The organism is Psychrobacillus sp. Z16_25 (assembly GCF_056856695.1).
The window spans coordinates 1-21,232 of record NZ_JBXEOV010000021.1 but is presented as its reverse complement, the minus strand read 5'-3'; the positions used below and the strand labels follow the sequence as shown (position 1 = coordinate 21,232).

The 21,232-nt window shown below is 39.4% G+C and carries 19 protein-coding genes; 13 read left to right on the top strand and 6 right to left on the bottom strand.

All coding sequences use genetic code 11. The annotated features are described in order from the left end of the window. Positions 1-61: 61 nt before the first annotated feature. The gene (locus tag AC1VU3_RS15675; protein WP_482983947.1) at positions 62-994 is read left to right on the top strand and encodes an MBL fold metallo-hydrolase; all 933 of its coding nucleotides are present in this window, start codon (positions 62-64) and stop codon (positions 992-994) included. Positions 995-1,375: 381 nt separating this feature from the next. On the opposite strand, the gene AC1VU3_RS15670 is transcribed toward AC1VU3_RS15675, so the two are convergent. Beyond that, positions 1,376-1,738, bottom strand: coding sequence for an SLAP domain-containing protein (locus tag AC1VU3_RS15670; protein WP_480389919.1), 363 nt, complete (start codon positions 1,736-1,738; stop codon positions 1,376-1,378). A gap of 125 nt (positions 1,739-1,863) precedes the next feature. Between AC1VU3_RS15670 and AC1VU3_RS15665 the strand changes: the two genes are divergently transcribed. Beyond that, positions 1,864-2,841 (top strand): macro domain-containing protein, encoded by a 978-nt coding sequence (locus AC1VU3_RS15665; RefSeq protein WP_482983946.1) that lies wholly within the window; start codon positions 1,864-1,866, stop codon positions 2,839-2,841. A gap of 20 nt (positions 2,842-2,861) precedes the next feature. Beyond that, the gene (locus AC1VU3_RS15660; RefSeq protein ID WP_482983945.1) at positions 2,862-3,026 is read left to right on the top strand and encodes a hypothetical protein; all 165 of its coding nucleotides are present in this window, start codon (positions 2,862-2,864) and stop codon (positions 3,024-3,026) included. A gap of 367 nt (positions 3,027-3,393) precedes the next feature. Here the strand turns inward: AC1VU3_RS15660 and AC1VU3_RS15655 are convergent, their stop codons facing one another. Further along, entirely contained in the window at positions 3,394-3,618 is a 225-nt protein-coding gene (locus AC1VU3_RS15655; protein WP_480389921.1) for a sulfurtransferase TusA family protein, read from the bottom strand. Between the two features lie 19 nt (positions 3,619-3,637). Further along, on the bottom strand, positions 3,638-4,699 hold the full coding sequence (locus AC1VU3_RS15650) for a YeeE/YedE thiosulfate transporter family protein (protein ID WP_480389972.1): 1,062 nt from the start codon (positions 4,697-4,699) through the stop codon (positions 3,638-3,640). Positions 4,700-4,897: 198 nt separating this feature from the next. Here AC1VU3_RS15650 and AC1VU3_RS15645 point away from each other — a divergent pair, with 198 nt between their 5' ends. From AC1VU3_RS15645 to AC1VU3_RS15635, 3 genes are all read left to right on the top strand, one after another. Further along, positions 4,898-5,548 (top strand): vWA domain-containing protein, encoded by a 651-nt coding sequence (locus AC1VU3_RS15645; RefSeq protein ID WP_482983944.1) that lies wholly within the window; start codon positions 4,898-4,900, stop codon positions 5,546-5,548. A 20-nt stretch (positions 5,549-5,568) separates the two neighbouring features. Beyond that, the gene (locus AC1VU3_RS15640; protein ID WP_482983943.1) at positions 5,569-6,477 is read left to right on the top strand and encodes a ferrochelatase; all 909 of its coding nucleotides are present in this window, start codon (positions 5,569-5,571) and stop codon (positions 6,475-6,477) included. Between the two features lie 502 nt (positions 6,478-6,979). Further along, positions 6,980-7,528: an HD domain-containing protein gene (locus AC1VU3_RS15635; RefSeq protein WP_482983942.1), complete on the top strand. Its 549-nt coding sequence runs from the start codon at positions 6,980-6,982 to the stop codon at positions 7,526-7,528. 95 nt (positions 7,529-7,623) lie between these two features. Here AC1VU3_RS15635 and AC1VU3_RS15630 read toward each other — a convergent pair whose 3' ends face one another. Next, positions 7,624-7,893: a hypothetical protein gene (locus tag AC1VU3_RS15630; protein WP_482983941.1), complete on the bottom strand. Its 270-nt coding sequence runs from the start codon at positions 7,891-7,893 to the stop codon at positions 7,624-7,626. A gap of 135 nt (positions 7,894-8,028) precedes the next feature. Continuing rightward, positions 8,029-8,394 (bottom strand): DUF2188 domain-containing protein, encoded by a 366-nt coding sequence (locus AC1VU3_RS15625; protein ID WP_480389926.1) that lies wholly within the window; start codon positions 8,392-8,394, stop codon positions 8,029-8,031. A 107-nt stretch (positions 8,395-8,501) separates the two neighbouring features. Here AC1VU3_RS15625 and AC1VU3_RS15620 point away from each other — a divergent pair, with 107 nt between their 5' ends. Then, entirely contained in the window at positions 8,502-9,218 is a 717-nt protein-coding gene (locus AC1VU3_RS15620; protein WP_482983940.1) for an alpha/beta fold hydrolase, read from the top strand. A gap of 399 nt (positions 9,219-9,617) precedes the next feature. Here AC1VU3_RS15620 and AC1VU3_RS15615 read toward each other — a convergent pair whose 3' ends face one another. Further along, on the bottom strand, positions 9,618-11,039 hold the full coding sequence (locus tag AC1VU3_RS15615) for an aldehyde dehydrogenase family protein (protein ID WP_482983939.1): 1,422 nt from the start codon (positions 11,037-11,039) through the stop codon (positions 9,618-9,620). 126 nt (positions 11,040-11,165) lie between these two features. Between AC1VU3_RS15615 and AC1VU3_RS15610 the strand changes: the two genes are divergently transcribed. From AC1VU3_RS15610 to AC1VU3_RS15585, 6 genes are all read left to right on the top strand, one after another. Further along, a complete protein-coding gene (locus AC1VU3_RS15610; protein WP_482983938.1) occupies positions 11,166-11,801 on the top strand; it encodes an SIMPL domain-containing protein in 636 nt (211 codons plus the stop codon). A gap of 138 nt (positions 11,802-11,939) precedes the next feature. Then, positions 11,940-13,145 (top strand): EAL-associated domain-containing protein, encoded by a 1,206-nt coding sequence (locus AC1VU3_RS15605; protein ID WP_480389930.1) that lies wholly within the window; start codon positions 11,940-11,942, stop codon positions 13,143-13,145. A gap of 282 nt (positions 13,146-13,427) precedes the next feature. Next, positions 13,428-14,639: a NupC/NupG family nucleoside CNT transporter gene (locus tag AC1VU3_RS15600; protein WP_482983937.1), complete on the top strand. Its 1,212-nt coding sequence runs from the start codon at positions 13,428-13,430 to the stop codon at positions 14,637-14,639. 322 nt (positions 14,640-14,961) lie between these two features. Then, positions 14,962-16,173, top strand: coding sequence for a NupC/NupG family nucleoside CNT transporter (locus tag AC1VU3_RS15595; RefSeq protein WP_482983936.1), 1,212 nt, complete (start codon positions 14,962-14,964; stop codon positions 16,171-16,173). A 299-nt stretch (positions 16,174-16,472) separates the two neighbouring features. Continuing rightward, on the top strand, positions 16,473-19,349 hold the full coding sequence (locus AC1VU3_RS15590; protein WP_482983935.1) for a bifunctional diguanylate cyclase/phosphodiesterase: 2,877 nt from the start codon (positions 16,473-16,475) through the stop codon (positions 19,347-19,349). A gap of 20 nt (positions 19,350-19,369) precedes the next feature. Then, positions 19,370-21,007 (top strand): thiamine pyrophosphate-binding protein, encoded by a 1,638-nt coding sequence (locus tag AC1VU3_RS15585; protein ID WP_482983934.1) that lies wholly within the window; start codon positions 19,370-19,372, stop codon positions 21,005-21,007. The last annotated feature ends 225 nt before the right edge of the window (positions 21,008-21,232 follow it).

Genomic DNA, 21,232 nt, shown 5'->3' with positions numbered 1-21,232 from the left:
AACCCTTCGTTTGATTTTGAGGCATGCTATGATATACATAACTTATACAAGGGGTGAAGCTATGAGATTACACAATGATGGGAGAATTTATTTAATTGATGGAATGGATTTGGGACTGCTCGAGAGAACGGGGACCTATGTGATTGATGAGGAAGAGCTAACATTAGTGGAAACAGGTCCTAGTCCTTCAATTCCACATATTAAGGAAGGGTTGTCTAAGTTAGGTTTTTCTTTAGGACAAGTGAAATATATTATTGTCACCCATATTCATTTAGATCACGCGGGCGGAGCAGGAGTACTGATTCAGGATTGTCCGAATGCGAAGGTAGTAGTTCATCCAAAGGGTGCTAGACACCTTGCAAATCCAGAACGTCTGATTGCAGGAGCAAAAGCTGTTTATGGGGATGACTTTGATGGTCTTTTTGCACCGATAGAGGCTATCCCAGAGGACAGGCTACTCGTAAAAGAAGATGGCGAAACCTTATCAATTGGCGAAAACTGCACGCTGAAATTTTTCCATACACCAGGTCACGCAAATCATCATTTTAGTATTTATGATCCAGTAAGCAATGGAATGTTTACTGGGGATACAGTAGGCGTACGCTATGAGCAGCTTGCAAAGGAAGGAATCGGTTTTTATTTGCCTTCTACCTCTCCAAACCAATTTGATACAGAGGCTATGCTTGTAGCAATCAATCAGATGAAAGAGATGAAGCTCGATTACATCTATTTTGGTCATTATGGAATGACAGCCAATGTTGAGCAAGCGCTGATCATGGTTTCTAACTGGTTAGATGTGTTTATGAAGGAAGCAAAATCGGTTTTTGCGGATGGAGAATCTCATGAAGTATTAGCTGCTCGATTAAATGAACGGATTCGTACTGCACTGGATGCCCATCAAGTTGCTCCGAACCATCCTGTATACCCAATTATCGAATTGGATATGCGGGTATGCTCCATGGGGTTGCTAGAATACTTGCAAAAGCAAGCTTAAGATTAAGGGAGGCCGTAACACGAATGTTTTGGTGCTACGGCTTTTGTTTAACCATTTAAAAGGAAATCAGATAAATATTAATTGATAGTAAACTATTTGATTTTTTATGTAAAAGAGGTTACAAATATAAAGGGTGAAACGTAAAAAGAAAAAAATACGCTCATCCTAATGCCTATAAAAGAGGCGTTGAGTGACTATGCTACTAGCAAATAAGAACTTGTAGCAGTCATTATACGTATAGGTAACCAAGTGGTCATTTCCCTCGGCTTCATTCGACGGATTTCCATTGTTATTAAATTAGTTGTAAAACTATTTAATATAACTCCCAATATTCATGAAAAAAGAGCCAATATCAGAGGTTGGCTCTTTTTTCGTGTTTACTTAACCAAAATACAATTCGCCAAGCCTAGCTTCATTACCCTGCCAGCTGCCAGCAGGAAAAATAAAGGTCCATGGCATGCTTGTCTTTGGGGGAACAACGAATGAAGAAAGACTGAAGGTATTTTCTGCTATTTGTTTTCCATCTATTGAATACGTCATTCTCTGTTCTTGAAATAGCAAAGGTTGATCAGCTGTGTTATGTACGATAGCTGTAACTAAAAGCTCTTTTTTATAATTCACGGCATGACGAATAACAGAGAAAGGGGGAAAGGTGTCCAAGCTAGAAAATACTGCCTCTAATTCTTGTCGATCATGTTTGGAAATTGCTCTATCCCAAGAAGCTTCGTAGTTAAAAGTTTGCATCCATTCTCCTCCTTTTTTTGTAGTGTAACACACTTTTCAAGCCTCCTAGTATTCACTAAAATGAAATTATGTTAGTTGACCGCAACAAATGGTGAAGAACCATTATCATAGAAGGGAGAAAGATTATGCCATTTGAGATTGTCCGAAACGATATAACCAAGATGGATGTGGATGTCATTGTGAATGCAGCAAACTCACAGCTCCAAATGGGTGGAGGGGTATGTGGTGCAATTTTTCAAGCTGCCGGAGCGGAGCAATTGCAAGCTGCTTGTAATGAAATAGGGAGTTGCCCAGTCGGTGGTGCAGTGATGACGGAGGCGTTCCAGCTTCCGGCAAAGCGCATTATCCATACAGTTGGTCCTATCTGGAGAGGTGGATCTAACAAGGAGCAGCAACAATTGGAGAATTGTTACCTGAATACTTTACAATTAGCTATTACAGAGGGATATGAATCCATTGCATTCCCCCTCATTTCATCTGGAATTTATGGCTACCCGAAGGATCAAGCTCTCCAAGTTGCAATATCTACCATAAGTTCCTTCCTTATGAAGCACGACCTACTTGTCTATCTAGTGGTATTTGATCGAAGTGCTTTCGTGTTAAGTGAAAAACTATTTAGTTCCATTCGTGCCTACATTGACGAACATACAGTTCAAACTTTAAGCCATAAGTTACGAAGGATGCCGAAGGAAATTGAAATGCTTCAGGTGTCGGAGACTACTTTTGAAAAAAAGACAGACCTGGAGCAACTTATTCATAAAAAAGATGAATCTTTCTCTAGACGCTTGCTTTGGCTGATAGATGAAAAGGGAATGACCGATGTAGGTACCTATAAGAAAGCCAATATCGACCGCCGGCTTTTTTCTAAAATTAAAAATAACATAGACTATACACCGATGAAAAAGACAGCTGTAGCCTTTGCAATCGCTTTGGAATTAACCATTGAAGAAACAGAGGACCTATTGGGGCGTGCTGGCTATACACTGTCTAAAAGCCATACATTTGATTTAATCATTCGATATTTTATTGAACAAGAACAATACGACATATTTGAAATCAACGAAGCGTTATTCGCGTTTGAACAGGATTTACTAGGGGCTTAACACTTAACACAACAGGGGGAATGGATGAGATTACTACATGGGTACATTCTGGGATTTTTGTACTGGCAATATCCTTTACAAGAATGTACTGGCTAGAAGAGAGTCTAGCCGCGGATTTATCTAATTGTGATAGCAGTCACTGTGGTAGCAGGTATCACCGGCTTATTTTTATTAAAGTCCAATAATAAAAAATTAGAAGCTCCAAAGAAGAAAATAGTTGGAGTAAGCCCTGATAGAATTATTTGATTTAGTGAAACATTTTTCAGTAGCATAAACAAGTTGATTGAAGTGAAAGGCGTGCAGACTCCTACGGGAACAGCGCGCAAAGGAACAAAGGTAATAACGTCACATCGTGTGACATTGCCTTTGTGACCAACATCCTGTTGGCCCGCACTCGGACTGAGCATAGCGAGGGAGAAGGCTGAGGCCGTGCCCGTGGAAAGCGAAGCGCCTGTAACGGAAATCAGTGACTTCTAAGATCTAAAACTAATTCTATACAATTTTCTCCTTATAAAAGCCCCCGAAAAATTTTTCGGGGGCTTTCAACTTTCGTTATTTCTTTTGAACAGTGATGGTCCAAGCTGCATCATCTAATTGTTCGTAGTTAGTGATTGTATGACCTTCTTCAGCTGCCCAGCGTGGGATAGATTCCGTAGCTTGTGTACAATCAAACTCGATTACTAGCTCATCTCCAGAGGATAGCTCCGTCATTGCTTCTTTTGCTTCTACTAAAGGGAAAGGACATACCATTCCCATTACTTCTAATACTTGTTTCATTCAAATACACTCCTTTAAATTATGCTGGTTTCACAGCTGTTTTGGTAGCTGTTGCTTTGTTTTTCTTGCGACCACGGACAAATACAAAGTAAACAGCAGTCCATGTTCCTAAAAGCATAAACGTTAGAGAAATCCAACCTTGCCATGTCATCATAGCAGTCATTACTAGACCGTTCCCAATCGAACAGCCTCCCGCAAGACTAGCCCCGAATCCCATTAAATTACCGCCTATGAAACTATTAATACCCGTTTTCACATCAGGCATTCTAAAACGAAACTCTCTACTTGCTTTTGCTGCAAAAAATGATCCGAAGAAAATACCAAGAACTAAGAAGACGCCCCAGTTTAGAACTGCTGAATCTCCAGTAGTTAAATACTGAAGGATATTTGCCGACGGAGTAGTAACTCCTAATCCAAACACACGGCCAGTTGCCGCACTAAGTGGCCAAGCAAGAACTGCGATTGCTCCGATTAATAGAGCAGTTACGAATGGGTGCCAGCGTTTCTCAAACAAGATATGTGCTAGTCCGGTTCTCTTCGGTTTTAAAGAAGGAATAAATACCTTTGGCTTCGTCACTTCTTTATACACAATCCACGCAACTACTGCTAACAGGATGGCAACAAAAATCCATACATTTAGACCAAATGTTTCTGGGATAGAGTTAGTTGGCAGCTGTGATGACTGAATTTGTGCGTTAAGAGGTGCAAGCACTCCAGACTTCATGATTGTTGCCATCAGCATATATCCTGCAAGAGCGATCCAGCTTCCTATCAAGCCTTCTCCTGCTCGGTACCATGTTCCTGTTGCGCAGCCACCAGCTAAAATAATACCAATACCAAAAATGAAAGATCCGACAATGACTGCAAGCAACGGAAGCGTGCCTGCATTATATTCAAAAATTCCTAGCTCCATAAGGGTGAACACACCAACACTTTGTACTGCAATCGCGATTAATAACGCATAAAACATACGATTATCCTTCGCTAAATACATATCACGAAATCCGCCTGTAAGACAGAAGCGTCCACGTTGCATAACAAAGCCTAGTAAGGCGCCACAAATTAAACCGGTAATAATCATATATAACAAATAAATCCCGCCTTTTTAAATTCATACTAAACTTATAGGAATATATTATATTATGATAAATTTAATTTCAATAAATTAAACTCAATTACTAAAAGTCTATATTTTCAATCAAATTTGTCTCCTCCGAAGCGACCTACTGGGAAAAAAGAATTGATATCATCTATTTACAAACGAAGAGGAGGAATTGATATGAAAAAGAACTTAACTGAATTGGTGTTTATTCTTGACAAGAGTGGTTCCATGTCGGGGCTGGAGGCAGATACAATCGGGGGGTTCAATGCCATGTTAAGGAAACAGAAAAAAGAGGAAGGAGATGCTATTGTCACGACCGTGCTATTTAGCGATAAATACGAGCTACTCCATGACCGACTTTCTATTAAAGGAGTGTCACCACTTACAGAGGAAGACTACCAAGTAGGCGGAATGACGGCACTACTAGATGCTATTGGAGCAACTATTCAAAAAATCGGAAACGTGCAAAAGAGAGTTAGCGAGAAGGAGCGAGCGGAGAAAGTATTATTTGTTATCACAACAGACGGAATGGAAAATGCAAGCTGCGAATATAAAGCGGAACAAATTAAAAAAATGATCAATCACCAAAAAGAAAAATACAATTGGGAGTTTATCTTCTTAGGTGCCAATATAGATGCATTAGCTACTGCTGAGAAATTTGGGATAGATAAGGATTTTGCAGTTAATTATCATGCCGATGAGAGAGGTACTACACTAAATTACGAGGCAGTAAGTCAAGCCGTTACCAATTATCGTCGTGGTCATAGACTGAATAAAACCTGGAAAAGGGAAATAGAAAAGGACTTTCAAGCCAGAAAGAGAAAGTAAAAGGAAGGATTGCTTCGTCTATGATCGGTTTATTGTTATATGCATACGGTGCTCCTAAATCAACCGATGAGCTACCGGGATATTTTCAGCACTTGTTTAGCGGGGAATCTGTACCTGATGTGGCATTAGCCGATGTAGGAAGGAAATTTCGGGAGCTAGGAACAGTTGATCCTTTGGGCGCCCAAACAGTAAGAATTGCAGAAGGACTAGAAAGCATTTTGTCTGAACGTTTTCCAAAAGGAATAAAGGTTTACAATGCTTATAAGCACACACCTCCATTTGCTAGCGATGCCCTTCAGCAAATGCTTTCGGATGGGGTTACAACAATCGCTACCATGACCATATATTCCTTGTACACACCTAGTGTAACTGGAGCGTTTCAACGAGAGGTAGAAAAGTGCCTAGAAAATGCTCGTGGAATTGAGCTGATTCATATTGATAATTGGCATGTCTCGCCTGAACTAATTTCTGTTTATTCCGACAGAGTAAGGCGAGCGTATAGATGGATACCGACGCATATACGCTCAGATTCCTATGTGCTATACACGGCCCATAGTCACCGGATAACATCTAAAGGGAATGATGTATACGTAAAGCAGTTTCAAGAGATGGCTAAAGCTATTTCAGAGCAAGCAAACATCCCTAATTGGAGGACTGTCTATAGAAGTGCAGGCCAAACAGGTGAATGGCTATTGCCTGATGTAAAGGATGAAATGAAAAGGCTTGCGTCTATAGGGGCAAAGGGATTTGTTACTTGTGAGCTTTTGACGTTGGTAGCGGACATTGAATCTTATTATGAAATAGGAGCAGATAGTCAAGCAGTGGCGGAGGAGCTAAAGGCGGAATTTGTTCGAGCAGAATTCCCAGGGGATTCCTTTGATACGGTAAAAGCTTTGGCTGCAATTGTAGAGAAACGGCTAAAAATGTAAAGAGGAGACCTTGTTAACTCAATGTCTTCTCTTTTCTTTAAAGAAATATATAAATATAATGCAGTGGACAGAGAGTCGAGATTTAGTCTAGCTACTGTCATTCCATCGTCTGAATGAATAAGAATAGACTCGAGCCTTGGATGGTCTGCTACAAATTCATTAAACTGCTTCATACTTTTTGTATAGTGTTTTATGGCTGACGAATGTATTTGTAGCACAACCTCTTGCTAACACATCGTCTGTTACGATAACAGCTCTAGGGTCTGTAAGCTCTAACTGCTCATATGATTGACCCAGATAGATGGAAACATTCTAGTTTTTAATTGCTTCATAGTAAAATTCTCTTTAAGATGGGGAAGCATATTCTTCCTCAATAGATGATGTAGATATGAAAAAAATATTATACTAATAAATAAATGATATGTATGTTTTCTAAAGAAATCTTCAGCTTATGTAGAACGAATGCTCTTAGTAACACTTAGGCAAGAGAGGATGAATTATTATGGATACAATGATTGAAAAAGCAAGGAGTTTTGCAAAAGAGGCTCATAAGAACCAAGTCCGAAAAACAACAGGTGCCCCTTATATTGGACACCCTTTCCATGTAGCCAAAATCCTAGAAGATGCAGGAATGCCAGCCGCAGTTGTAGTTGCAGGATATTTGCATGATACAGTGGAGGATACAGACGTTACAATGGAAGACATTGAACGCGAATTTGGCACGGAAGTAAAAGAATTGGTGGCATATAATACCGAGGAAAAAGAAAATACATGGGAAGAGCGTAAGCGACATACTATTGATCAGCTAAAGACAGGTACATTACATCAAAAAGCTCTTGTGGTAGCAGATAAATACGCTAATTTGTTAGAGCTAAAGCGTATATATGAATGTAAAGGAGAAGATGTATTTTTAGCTTTCAAGCGTGGAAGAACAGAACAAGGTTGGTATTTCTCCGGTGTAGCGAACAGTGGGATTGAAAATCTTCCAAAAGAAGAGATTCCTGATTTTTTCTATGATTATCAGAATGAAGTTAAGTCCTTCTTTTCTTGAGCCATAGTCAGCGTAAAAATTGAAGAAAATGAAAATAGAAAGAGGAGCCTCGGTTAATTCGGGGTCTCCTCTATTTATTTGGTTGGTTAGATATGTTATTCCACGTCTTCTTTTTGATTTTCCTCTACTTCATGAAGCTCGAACAATTGAATAAATTCATCAATCACCATTTCGATTGCCTTAAGCTCACCAACCAAGTGTGGATGAATTGTTTGAAGCTCAGGAGTTTCTAATTGTTTTTTTAAGGTCTCTTTTCTAGTATTTAATCTCTCCAAAAAGGCTATCGCTCGACCTCTACGAAAGGTTTTTGCCCCTCTCTTTTCTTTTCCTTCTTTACAGTGTCCTCTAGAAGAATCAGTTCTCATTTATTCCACTTCCCTCTGCATATACAGTAGTATTCTTCTTAATGTATACACCTGTATACAACAAGTCAAGTGGTGTGGTGGTGACTATCATTAGAAAAGCGCTTCTCTATTTCTATAAGAAACACTTTTAAAGCATTAATCATATAGTCGGGTTTCTAGATCTCCATCAGCTTGGTATATATCCAGTATCCCGTCATGGTCATTTACGTAAGGCTTTGCTTTCTCTAATAGCTTTTCTTTTGTATCTTCCTTGAAGATGGCTCTATCTCCATCCTTCTTTACAAGTACCCATTCATCCTCGCGAGCTCGTACCTCATATTGTCTTCTGTTATTTTCATCGCCATTAATTGCTTTTCTTGCCTGAGATGTTGCAATAGCAATAGCTCTTCCTTCTTCATAACCATCACGTAACAATGCATTTGCAATCTCTATAGCCTTTTCTCTAACATGTGTCTCTAAATTTTTCATAGAGTCTGGATAGTCGTTTTTAGTCCATGGCATATGTTTTCGCCTCCTTTAACCATCCATTTCCCCTCCTTATATTTAGTCAAACTAATTATGGTAAATCACTGGAAGTAATGGTATGTTCTTGGAAAGGGGGAATAAAAATGTTGTTGCATACTACCATAAAAGGTTCAGGGGAGCCTCTAATTTTTCTACATACGGGTTTAGAGGTGGGAGAGTCAGATTTTGTTTATCAGAGAGAGTTTTTTGAAGATAGTTTTCAGGTGATTACGCCAGATTTGAGAGGGCATGGGAAGTCGTTTACAGAGGACTACACTAACTTCTTTGAGGACTGCGCGAGAGATTTAAAGGAAACCATCGAGCACTATCAATGGGGGAAGGTTCACATAGTAGGGTGCTCGCTTGGTGGAATAGTGGCAGTTATGTTTGGGAGGTCGTTCCCGGAGCATGTAAGAACGTTGACATTATCAGGGGTTCTTCCTTATAAACCTGAAGATTGGGAGGAGCAGCATGAAGCCGATGTGTCGACATGGAATAACTTATTAAATAGTGAGGAAGCTAGAGGTTACTTTCAATCGCTCCATGAATCGGACTGGACACAATTTTTACTATTAGGGATGGAAGAGAATTGGTATCCATTTGAGGAGATGAATGCGATTAAATCCTTTACTTTTCCGGTTTTATTCCTAGTTGGAGAAAAAAATAAAGTAGAGGCATCTGGTGCTTTAAGCTACCCACTAAGCAACTCATTTGTTCACGGGGCAATCGTACCTTACGCAGGGCACTTGGCACATGTAGAACAGCCTGAGATCTACACAAGTATCCTAGCAGAATTTTTAAAACAGAATAGGGGCAGTTGAAGGTACCTCTATCTTTGTAAAAGAATGGCTACAGAAGGATAAAAAAGATTGGGACAAAACCTATTTCTTTCTTGATGACCTTTTTGAGATTTATAAATCAAAATTTAATTTTAGTAGTAGACACTACTGGTTCGGAGCAGCGTCGGCGACTCCTGCGGGAGCAGGGTGGTAGGTAAGCCAGCACAGCCATGCGCGTTAGCGATGGGTGCTGGCTTACGGGGGAGGGAAAACTAAGAACGTCACGTCGTGTGACAACATTTTCCTGACCAACATCCTGTTGGCCTCCACTCCAAGCGTCCGACGATGCGTAGAACCAAAGGTTCAAAAAAAGAAAGCAGTTATGATTGTAATACAGAATCATAACTGCTTCTCTTTTGATTTCTCTCAGCATTTCCTAATTTACAACTGGTTCCAAACAATTAGCTTCGTTTCCGTCATTTCTTGAATAGCATATTTAACTCCTTCTTTTCCTATTCCGCTCTCTTTTACACCGCCATAAGGCATTTGATCTACTCGATAGGTTGGAATGTCGTTGATAATCACGCCGCCTACCTCTAATTCTTTTGAGGCATGGAACGCTGTTTGAATATCATTTGTAAATATACCTGCCTGAAGCCCATAGTTTGAATCGTTAATGGCATCAATGCCTTCCTGGATAGAAGAAATACGGTTTACCCCGACAATTGGCGCGAACACCTCCTGGCAAGAAACCTTCGAGATGGCTGCAACATTCGTAAGGATTGTAGGCATAAATACACCATTCTCCTCAATGCCCCCAGTAATGACCTCCGCCCCATGCTCGACTGCTTCTTGTACCCAGCTAAGTGCACGCTCCTTTTCTGTTGAACTGATCATCGCCGCTACATCGGTTGCTTCCTCTAATGGGTCTCCTACAACTAGCTGTTTCGTCAATTTTGTAAATTGATCAATAAACTCTTCGTAAACTTCCTCCATCACATACGTACGTTGAAGAGAGATGCATAGCTGTCCTTGATTCGAGAATGCTCCCATTACGCATTTTGGCACTATTTTCGATAGGTCTACATTTTTGTCGATGATTAAGCCTGCATTGGATCCTAGCTCTAAGGACACTCTTTTTAGCCCTGCTCTATTTTTAATTTCCTTTCCAACTGCGGCGCTTCCAGTAAAGGTAACCATTTTGACTTTAGTGCTTTCAACTAAAGTATTTCCAACTGTTCCTCCACTTCCAGTTACCACATTAAAGGCTCCTTTTGGTAAGGCGGTTTGGTCGATGAGCTCTGCTAAAAATAGAGCGGATAGAGGTGTTTGAGATGCTGGCTTTAAAACAACTGGATTACCTGCTGCAATCGCCGGTCCCACCTTATGTGCTACTAAATTTTGAGGGAAGTTGAATGGGGTAATAGCTGCAATGACCCCGATTGGCTGTTCAATAGTATAACCGAAACGGCCAGCCCCATTTTTAGCTGCATCCATCGGAACCATTTCACCAGTTAATCTCTTTGCTTCTTCGGCTGCAAACTTGTAGGTTTCGATGGTACGGTCAATTTCTCCAAGTGCATATTTTATTGGTTTGGCTGATTCCAAGGAAATTAACTCAGCGGCCTTTTGACGATTTTCTTTAAAGAGACGCACCAGATGTTCGAGAATCTCAGCGCGTTCAAGTGACGTAAGTGCAGCCATTTGTTGTCTTGTGTCATAGGCAATTTCTATTGCTTGTTCAACCTCTTCACGTGTTGCTTGTGGTATTTCTGCAATTATTTCATTTGTATGGGGACTAGTAAGCTGACGATAGCTTTCTGATGTTTTCCATTCTCCGTTTACGTAATATTGTTTCTTCATTGCAATCAATCCTCCCAAAAACGGTTCAAGTAATCATTATAATCACTTTATCATTTCTAGAATGAGATGTGATAACATTTGCCTTCTTCCTTTTGCATAAGATAGGAAGAGAAGGAGAAAGGATGGATGGCTATGTACTTTTATACTTCCCCACGTACTATTACGGTTTTCGGTGAAGGGATTGAAATGACAGCTCCTAGTCAATGGGAGGTTCGTCTCGAAATTACAACGACCGATGTAGAAGTGACGAAGGCTCAAGAAGAAAATGCCAAAAAAGCGAGTCAGGTAATTGATTCCCTTTTAGCTATAGGTGTTCCAAGAGAGAACATACAAACTTCTACCTATACGATTTTTCCGCGCTATGACTATATAGATGGGAGACAGATATTTAGAGGGTATGACATTACAAATGGATTAACCATAAGAATTACAGATCTTCAACAGGTGGGCAGTGTAATTGATACTGCTATAAAAAACGGAGCGAATCAAGTGTCATCCCTACAACCTCTAGTCGACCGTTCATCGGTTGCCTATCAGAAAGCATTAAATATGGCTGTGTTCGATGCATTTTCTAAAGCAAATTCTATAGGAAAAGCGATGCAGCTTTCAGTTCAGCCTCAGCCTATTGAGATCATAGAATCAGCGGGACCATCTCCCATTAGACCGTTTGAAGTTGCTGCGTTAAAAAGTAGTGAGGGTACACCGATCGAGCCGGGTCAATCCATCTTGAAAGCAGCCGTGACAGTTAAATTTCAATTCTAACTTATAGGATAATAGTGTATAATAATTCATTCGAACAATTAAAAATACAATTATGTGATTTGCACAAAAGGAATGAAAAACTTATGATAGAATGATAAGGTTTCATTTTTCAGATAATTCTAAAGAGGAGGTTTTTCAATGGATGCAATAGAAGTCCTTACTAATATAAATAGCTTAACGGCATTTTACCAACCAATATTTAGTGCAGATGAGCATGTCGTAGTCGCATATGAAATCTCCGGGAAGTTGATGAATAATGGGGACTGGGTTGCTTTAAATACTTTTCCATACGATGAAGATATACCAGAAGAGTATCGAGTAGAGGTACAACACAAAATTTTACATACAGCCCTCTCTCAGTTGAAAACAGAGCCGAATACCTTTGATATCTTCCTACCATGTAATGCTAATCTCTTAGTGTTAGATTATGGAGAGAGCTACTTTGACATTATTAAACAGTATATACCTGAAGATGAGCTATCCAGAATTGTTATTGTTATTTCTGAACATAATTTTAAAGGGGATTTTAACCAGCTCAATAATATTCTGCGATATTACAAAACTTATGGAGTAAAGATTGCTATAAACCAAGTAGGTTCAGAAAGCCATTTAGATTATATTAAGAAGTTGTCGCCAAATATTCTTAAGGTGAATATTGAGCAGCTTAGCTACGAATCCTGGGGGGCTCAAAATGACCTCTTTACTTCTTTAGGCGCTCTTGCAAGAAAAATAGGTGCAAATATGCTATTTGAGGGCATTGATACAGTGCATCAGCTTCAATTCGCTTGGAAAAACAGTGGAAGATATTATCAAGGGAAGTATCTTGCTGACGCGGCTACTAATTTAATACCTCGTGACCAATTAAAAAATAGCTTTAAGGATAAGTGTCGCCAGTTTATCGCAACAGAAAAGCGATTATTGGAAGAAAATTATAATACACTAAAACGTTTGGAAGGGGAGCTGGAGCAAGAGGTTCAGCAGGCCGCACCGACAAGTCAAGCTCCCCAGCTTTTGCTGGAGCTTGCAAGAAGATTGGATTATTGTACCTTCCGTATTTATATTTGTGATGAGGAAGGCTTTCAGACATCACCAAATATTATGAGGGTAAATGGAGAATGGAATGTTCAAACTGAAGCGGTAAATAAAAATTGGAGCTGGCGTCCATATTTCTTAAAAAATATTATTAAAATGAAAAATGATCAAAGAGGCATTTTCTCTGATGTCTACAGCGATATTGACACAGGTGAAATGACTCGTACTTTTTCCATTCCTTTAGAGGATAATGAATATTTATTTATCGACATTACGTATGATTATCTTTTTAAATATAATATTTTTAGGTGAGCAAGTTTCTATTAGAGGTGGAGTGACGGTTCAATAAGTTGACCTACTTTTTATGTTTAACAAAAATGCTTAAAAATATTGATATCGTTTTGAAATTCGATTACTTATTGTCATAAGTAATCGAATTTTCTTTATGTTCTTAAGAAAAAAATTCTATGGTAGAATGTACAATGTTCAATGCACAAATTAATCTGTTTTATTTGTGGATTTAGGGGAATGCTAAACGGGAGTTTATTTACGATATTATTCTGGGGTGCCACAAATCAAAAAGAAGGTGTAACAATGAACATATTATGGGGAATAGGTGGTATCCTAGTCGTTTTAGGAATCGCTTTCATATTTTCTAATGCGAAGAAGTCTTTAAATTTACGTACGATATTAGGTGGATTGGCTATTCAATTATTATTCGCTTTTATGGTATTAAAATGGGATGCGGGAAGATGGGCTCTTCAGAAGCTTTCTGATTTGATGAACAATCTTATCGGATATGCGAACGAGGGAATATCCTTTTTGTTCGGTTCATTAGCCGATACAGAAATCCATGGAACAGTCTTTGCTATTTCTGTGTTAACAATCATTATCTTCTTCTCCGCTTTAATTTCTGTCCTTTACTACTTAGGTATTATGCAAATCGTGATTCGATTTATAGGTGGGGGTCTTTCTAAGCTTCTTGGGACAAGTAAAGCAGAATCTATTTCTGCTGCGGCGAATATCTTTGTCGGACAAACAGAGGCTCCTTTGGTTGTTCGTCCGTTCATTGCAGGAATGACGAAATCAGAGTTATTTGCAGTAATGACTGGTGGATTAGCGTCTGTTTCAGGTTCCGTTTTAGTTGGCTACTCATTATTAGGAGTACCAATGGAGTACTTATTAGCAGCAAGCTTTATGGCTGCGCCCGCAGGGTTAATTATGGCGAAGATTATCATACCTGAAACAGAGAAAATTAATGATGAAAACTTCACGTTAGAAAAAGATACAGCTGCTGTGAACGTAGTGGACGCTGCTGCTCGTGGTGCGAGTGATGGTTTAAGGCTCGCAGTAAATGTAGGGGCAATGCTACTTGCATTTATCGCACTGATTGCTTTGCTTAACGGTTTACTAGGCTTTATAGGAGGATTGGTTGGTCTTGAAGGGCTAACGATTCAACAAGTTCTTGGATATATCTTCTCCCCACTTGCCTTTGCGATAGGGGTGCCCTGGGCAGAGGCAATAGATGCAGGTTCATTTATTGGTCAAAAGCTTGTATTGAATGAATTCGTGGCTTACATGTCTTTCGCACCTGAAATTGCAGTCTTAGATCCTAAAACAGTCATCGTTGTGAGCTTTGCTTTGTGTGGATTTGCGAACCTAAGCTCTATGGCGATTCTGCTAGGAGGTCTTGGTTCTCTAGCACCAAGCCGCCGTGCGGATATTGCTCGCTTAGGATTGAAAGCCGTTTTAGCTGGTGCTCTTGCTTCCTTATTGAGCGCTGCTATTGCAGGTATGTTTTTATAATTTAAACAAGAGATAAGCTTATGAATGAAATAGCGAGTACGTGAAGATAGTCGTTCACGTGCTCGCTTTTATTTGTTTGATTTGACACTTCTGTATTAGCAGCGAAGTACTACCCGTCCGCTAGTATAATCCCTATAAATAATGAAATATTATCTAAATTTGATTATTTATTGTTCGTAAGTAATCGAATTTTTTTTAAACTTTTGGGGCGAAAATTCTATGATAAAATGTACGTGGCTCAGTTCATGAATGGGATTTAGGGGAACTAAATGGGAGCTTATTTACGATACAATTCTGGGGTGAAATAAAAAGAGGTGTAATAATGAACATATTATGGGGAATAGGTGGTATCCTAGTCGTTTTAGGAATTGCTTTCTTATTTTCTAGTGACAAGAAGTCTTTGAATCTTCGCACTATATTGGGTGGATTAGCTATCCAATTATTATTTGCATTTATGGTGTTAAAATGGGATGCGGGTAGATGGCTTCTTCAAAAACTTTCCGATTTCATGACGAATCTTATTAGTTATGCGAACGAGGGGATATCCTTTTTATTTGGTTCATTAGCCGATACAGAAGCCCATGGAACGGTCTTTGCTATTTCTGTGTTAACGATTATTATCTTCTTCTCCGCTTTAATTTCTGTCCTCTACTACTTAGGTATTATGCAAGCTATGATTCGATTTATTGGTGGGGGTCTTTCCAAGCTTCTTGGGACAAGTAAAGCAGAATCTATTTCTGCAGCGGCGAATATCTTTGTGGGACAAACAGAGGCTCCATTAGTTGTTCGTCCATTCATTGCTGGAATGACGAAATCAGAGTTATTTGCAGTCATGACTGGTGGATTGGCATCTGTTTCAGGTTCCGTTTTAGTTGGCTATGCAGTACTTGGGGTGCCGATGGAGTATTTATTAGCTGCAAGCTTTATGGCTGCACCTGCAGGTTTAGTTATGGCAAAGTTAATCATGCCTGAAACAGAGAAAGTGAATGAAGAAAACTTCATGCTAGAAAAAGATACAGCTGCTGTGAACGTGGTGGACGCAGCTGCTCGTGGTGCGAGTGATGGTTTAAGGCTCGCAGTAAATGTAGGGGCAATGCTACTTGCATTTATCGCATTAATAGCAATGCTAAACGGTTTACTTGGCTTCATAGGAGGATTATTTGGTCTTGAAGGGCTAACGATTCAACAAGTTCTTGGATATATCTTCTCCCCACTTGCCTTTGCGATAGGGGTACCTTGGGCTGAGGCTATTGATGCGGGTTCATTTATCGGACAAAAACTTGTGTTAAATGAATTCGTTGCTTATATGTCTTTCGCACCTGAAATTGCAGTTTTGGATCCAAAAACAGTAATCGTTGTAAGCTTTGCTTTGTGTGGATTTGCGAACCTAAGCTCTATGGCAATTCTACTAGGAGGTCTTGGTTCTCTTGCGCCAAGCCGTCGTGCAGATATTGCACGCCTAGGATTGAAAGCAGTATTAGCTGGTGCTCTTGCTTCCTTATTGAGCGCATCAATTGCAGGGATGTTCTTATAATAAGTGTATAAAATTAGAAATGGAGTACGTGAGATAAAACTCGCGTACTCTTTTTTTTATGGCTTTAACTTGTCTGATATTAGTAAAATAATCTTTTCGATCACCTCGTAAAATAAAAAGTTGAACTAGACATCAGATGCTTACCTTGACCTTCGTTCGTCATCAACTTCCTTTCTCACAACACACACAATTTTCCCTTATATAAGTTTGCAAAGTGGTTTCTTCCTATCTTCGTTGCAGCACCTGTATCTTTCATTAGTAATCACTAGTTCACTATCAGAAAAAAGAAGGACTTATAAATGGTTATTGTTCATAATAGTGGTGTTTTTATTAAAATGATGGGTAAAAACGGAAAGAAAAATGGTATGATTATAGAAAATACTAATAAGTCGAACTATAACGAAAATGCACGAATATTGGAGGTACCTAAAGTGAAAGAACAAACGAGATACTCTCGTCTTGCACATATTACAAAGTTGATTAATACGAAGTTAGATTTGAGGGAAGTGCTAGAGCAAGTTGTAAAAGCAATTTCAGAAGAAATCGTACAATGTGATTCTGTAGGAATCTACTTGCCACAGGAGGATGGGTTTCGTGGGTTCGTAGGGAAGCCGGAGCTTATCAATGGAATGACATTGGATATGCACCTAATTGAGACGGAATATGATTTGCTTGCGAAAGAGGTTATTGAAACGCAAAAAACAATCTATATTCCTGATACATCAAAGGATTCTAGACCGGATCCTCGGGCTGTTGAAGGTTTTAAAATTAAATCGTTGTTAGCACTTCCTATTTCTTTTGAAGGAGAATTATTTGGGCTTGCTTTTCTATTTGACTATGGAATTCCAATGGATTTAACAGAAGAAGAGATTCAAACTGTTGAGGCGTATGTCAACATGGCAGGGGTTGCTATTCAAAACGCTACGAATTTAAAGAAAAAAGAGGCTCTCTTAGCTGAAAAGCAGTTGCTTTTGGATCTAACTAGAGAGCTTTCTATGTGCTCCTCGATGCAAGGGATATTAGATCGTTGCTTTTTCTACGTAGCTAAGGTGTTGGGAAATGATAATGTCGGTGTTCATTTATTAGATCCTATTGCTGAGAAAAAAATTAAGCCCGCAAGTCTAAGTGCAAAAAGTGATTGGACAGAGGAAGATTGGATACGGACACATCATTCGCACAATATTGATCAAAATGACTTAGTGTTCCAGGAAGTTATCCGATCGAAAAAGCCTTTACTTATTCCGAATGTGTTTACAGATGATCGGCCGAATCACGAGGCGTGTAAAACGTTTGGCATTAAAGGGATGTTTATGCTCCCATTAGTGTCAATGGGCGAGGTGCTAGGAGCAATTGCTGTAGTTAACCTAGAGGATAATACGATGAGTTATTCAGAGTCTGATGTACTCTTAGCTCAGTCCATTGTAGACGCAACTGCTTCATCTTTTTCGAACCTGTTGTATATGGAAAAACAAGAAATAATTATTGAAGAAAGAACCTCTGAGGTGCTAGAGAAAAACAAGGAATTAGAAAAGGTGATTTCAGAGCTGCAACATCTTAGTAGGGAAAAAGAGCTGATTCTAAATTCGGCTGGGGAAGGAATCTTTGGATTAAATCTGGAAGGGAAAATTACTTTTTGTAATCCAGCAGCAGAGTCTATGCTTGGCTATGAGAAAAATGAACTCTTTGGGAAAGATTACAATGAAATATTCTGTACTCCCCAGCACCTAGATTTAAACATGGAAAATCACAGCGAATTTTGTCGAAAGGATGATACGTACTTTCCTGTAGAGTATGTAGTCTCTTTAATAAAAGAAGGAGAAACTACCCTAGGAAAGGTAGTGACCTTCAAAGATATAACGGAAAGAAAGAAATTGGAAGAAGAGATTAAATACCTTGCGTATTTTGATAGTTTGACTGATTTACCAAACCGAATCATGCTTCAGGAAAGATTAAATAAAGAAATTGCGAAAGCAAAAAAAGAGGATAAGCAGGTGGCAGTCCTCTACCTGGATTTAGATAGATTTAAGCTAATAAATGATAGTATGGGGCATAGCTATGGAGACCTGCTTTTGAGAGATGTATCTAAAAGACTCCAAGTTGTCATTCCAAGAGATTCTATTGTTTCCAGACAAGGAGGCGATGAATTTACAATCATCCTTCCTGAAGTAACTAGTGCGAATGACGTGTCACATGTAGTAGAGGAAATATCCGATATTTTCTCGCAGCCTTTTTCCTTAATGGGAACGGATGTATTCGTGAAGACAAGCATTGGAATCAGCATGTTTCCGAAGGATGGAGAAACCGGGGAAGAGCTTATAAAAAATGCGGATGCTGCTATGTATAAAGCGAAAGAGAAATCCGGGACATCTCATCATTTCTTCCAAAGTGAAATGGTGGATCGAACGCTAGATAGTATCAAACTGGAAAACGCACTATATAAAGCACTAGATAATAACGAGTTAGAGATTTATTACCAGCCGCAAATGGATTATAATAGAAAAGTTATGTTTGGGGCAGAAGCCTTGCTACGTTGGAACCATTCGACAGATGGAATCATTTCACCTGCAGATTTTATACCGCTTGCAGAGGATACCGGGTTAATTGTCCCTATTGGAGAATGGGTGTTGCTGAATGCATGTAAGCAAGTAAAAGAATGGCATAATGCAGGGCATAAAAAGCTAAGTGTGTCTGTTAACCTGTCCAGCCGTCAATTCGAAGAAAAAGGCTTGGTAAACATGGTGAAAAAGGTGCTAGAGGAGGTCGATCTTGCTCCTGAATTCTTACATTTAGAGCTAACAGAAAATCAAATCATCAAAAATACAGATGTAACGATAGAAAAAATGGAACATTTAAAGGATCTGGGAGTGAAGATTGCCATCGACGATTTCGGAACAGGCTATTCTTCCTTAGGTTATCTTAAGAACTTTCCGATAGATGCGCTAAAAATTGATAAGTCATTTGTGCAAGATCTTCGTACGGAAGACGATAGTAACTCTGCCATTACAAATACTATCATTACACTTGCTCAGAATTTGAAGTTGAATGTCATTGCAGAGGGCGTTGAAACAAAAGAGCAATTAGAATTTCTTTTATCAAAAGATTGTTATATGATGCAAGGTTACTATTTTAGTAAGCCATTACCAGCTGATCAGATTAGAGAGAAGTATCTGCTTTAAAAAACTAGGGGGTTTTTATTATGAAAGCAGTTCGATCTGTATTAGAGTATTTGAAAAACATCGGAGTAGAGCATGTATTTGGCATTCCAGCAGGGTCCGTAAATGCCTTCTTTAATGAACTATACGATATGCCGGAGATTACACCAATCGTTACAAAGCATGAAGGAGCAGCTTCCTATATGGCAGCCGCTTACGCTAAATATGGGAATAGATTAAGTGTTTGTATTGGAAGTAGTGGACCTGGAGGCACAAACCTTGTAACAGGTGCAGCTAATGCAATGCGTGAGCACTTACCAGTCCTATTTTTAACAGGAGCTGTCCCAGTGAGTACGGAAGGATTAAATGCTTCGCAGGAATTAGATGCTGATCCAATTTTTCATTCTGTTACAAAATATAGCGTGACAGTTAGAGACTCCAAGGATTTATTAAAGGAAATTGTAAAGGCGACCAAAATTGCGGTTTCAGGAGTCCCGGGCCCAGTCCACATTGGAATGCCAATTGATGTTCAGCAAGGACCATGGGGTGGGGATGAAATTCCTGTTAAACTTGAAAAACATGAAATTATGCCTGAAAGAGCAATGATTCGTCAAGTAGCTAAGGAGCTAAATGAAAGAAAGAGTGGCTATCTATTTGCTGGACAAGGTGTAAGAAATTCGGTCGAATCTTTACTAACAGTAGCAGAAATGCTTAATTGGCCAATTGTGACGACTCCTGTTGCAAAAGGATACTTTAATGAAGATCATCCGTTAGTAAAAGGGGTATTTGGATTTGCTGGAACAGAAGAGGCTACTAGTCTCATTAATGCCGGAGATGGTAAGGCATTAGTGGTGGTCGGGTCAAGCTTAGGAGAAACAGCTACCAATAACTATAATGACAATCTTACAAAGAATCGTTTTACTGTTCAAATGGATTTCGATGAAACGGTATTCAATAGAAAATATTCAATCGATCTGCCGGTTTTAGGAGATATTGGTGAAGGTCTTTCTATGTTAATAGAAGAGCTGGAAGCATTAGGATATTCGAAGAATAGCATGGAAAGAACAGCGCCATCTATAGATGAACTGATCACCAGGGATTACAATACGAAAAATGTGTTACTCCAGCTTCAGTCCTACCTTCCTAAATCTACAAGATATACAATTGATATTGGGGAGTTCATGGCTTATGTTATTCATAACATGAAGGTACTAGACTATGCTACTTTTGATATCAATGTTCATTTTGGTGCGATGGGAAGTGGATTATCAACGGCTATTGGCTCCAAGCTTGCTGAACCGGCGCGACCTACCGTAGCAATTACGGGTGATGGCTGTTTCTTTATGCATGGAATGGAAATATTGACAGCAAAAGAGTACAAGCTCCCAATCCTTTTTGTCGTTATGAATAACGCACGCTTAGGTATGGTGTACCATGGACATTCTCTACAATACAAACGAGTGCACGCTACCTTTGAACAGGAGCCTATTAATATTGCAGCGATGGCCGCTGCGATGAACATTCCGAGCTACCGAGTAGAAAGCCTGGATGATTTAACGGAAGAAGCAATCTCCAAGCTGATGTATCTAGACGGACCAGCTGTACTGGAAATCTCTTTGGTAGATAATAACATTCCACCAATGGGAGACAGAGTGAAATTCTTATCTTCATTCGGAAAATAAAAAAGTCGTCCTTAGGGGCGACTTTTTTTAAAAGCTTCGTTATTCTTGGTAAGATTATTTATCCCGCATTAAGGGACAGTATGACTCCCACTTCAAGATGGCAAAAGAAATGAGACAGCTAAGTGGGAGATCCACTGTCCCTAAAAGCCCCGATTGGTTCAACTAATGATTGGTGGGGGATGAAAGAAAACCCCCACCAATCAAAGTTTCACTTTATCCCGCATT

Coding starts and splice junctions, on each gene's coding strand:
- AC1VU3_RS15675 (WP_482983947.1), top strand. CDS start 62: ATGAGATTACACAATGATGGGAGAATTTATTTAATTGATGGAATGGAT.
- AC1VU3_RS15670 (WP_480389919.1), bottom strand. CDS start 1,738: ATGCAAACTTTTAACTACGAAGCTTCTTGGGATAGAGCAATTTCCAAA.
- AC1VU3_RS15665 (WP_482983946.1), top strand. CDS start 1,864: ATGCCATTTGAGATTGTCCGAAACGATATAACCAAGATGGATGTGGAT.
- AC1VU3_RS15660 (WP_482983945.1), top strand. CDS start 2,862: ATGGATGAGATTACTACATGGGTACATTCTGGGATTTTTGTACTGGCA.
- AC1VU3_RS15655 (WP_480389921.1), bottom strand. CDS start 3,618: ATGAAACAAGTATTAGAAGTAATGGGAATGGTATGTCCTTTCCCTTTA.
- AC1VU3_RS15650 (WP_480389972.1), bottom strand. CDS start 4,699: ATGATTATTACCGGTTTAATTTGTGGCGCCTTACTAGGCTTTGTTATG.
- AC1VU3_RS15645 (WP_482983944.1), top strand. CDS start 4,898: ATGAAAAAGAACTTAACTGAATTGGTGTTTATTCTTGACAAGAGTGGT.
- AC1VU3_RS15640 (WP_482983943.1), top strand. CDS start 5,569: ATGATCGGTTTATTGTTATATGCATACGGTGCTCCTAAATCAACCGAT.
- AC1VU3_RS15635 (WP_482983942.1), top strand. CDS start 6,980: ATGGATACAATGATTGAAAAAGCAAGGAGTTTTGCAAAAGAGGCTCAT.
- AC1VU3_RS15630 (WP_482983941.1), bottom strand. CDS start 7,893: ATGAGAACTGATTCTTCTAGAGGACACTGTAAAGAAGGAAAAGAAAAG.
- AC1VU3_RS15625 (WP_480389926.1), bottom strand. CDS start 8,394: ATGCCATGGACTAAAAACGACTATCCAGACTCTATGAAAAATTTAGAG.
- AC1VU3_RS15620 (WP_482983940.1), top strand. CDS start 8,502: ATGTTGTTGCATACTACCATAAAAGGTTCAGGGGAGCCTCTAATTTTT.
- AC1VU3_RS15615 (WP_482983939.1), bottom strand. CDS start 11,039: ATGAAGAAACAATATTACGTAAACGGAGAATGGAAAACATCAGAAAGC.
- AC1VU3_RS15610 (WP_482983938.1), top strand. CDS start 11,166: ATGGCTATGTACTTTTATACTTCCCCACGTACTATTACGGTTTTCGGT.
- AC1VU3_RS15605 (WP_480389930.1), top strand. CDS start 11,940: ATGGATGCAATAGAAGTCCTTACTAATATAAATAGCTTAACGGCATTT.
- AC1VU3_RS15600 (WP_482983937.1), top strand. CDS start 13,428: ATGAACATATTATGGGGAATAGGTGGTATCCTAGTCGTTTTAGGAATC.
- AC1VU3_RS15595 (WP_482983936.1), top strand. CDS start 14,962: ATGAACATATTATGGGGAATAGGTGGTATCCTAGTCGTTTTAGGAATT.
- AC1VU3_RS15590 (WP_482983935.1), top strand. CDS start 16,473: ATGGTTATTGTTCATAATAGTGGTGTTTTTATTAAAATGATGGGTAAA.
- AC1VU3_RS15585 (WP_482983934.1), top strand. CDS start 19,370: ATGAAAGCAGTTCGATCTGTATTAGAGTATTTGAAAAACATCGGAGTA.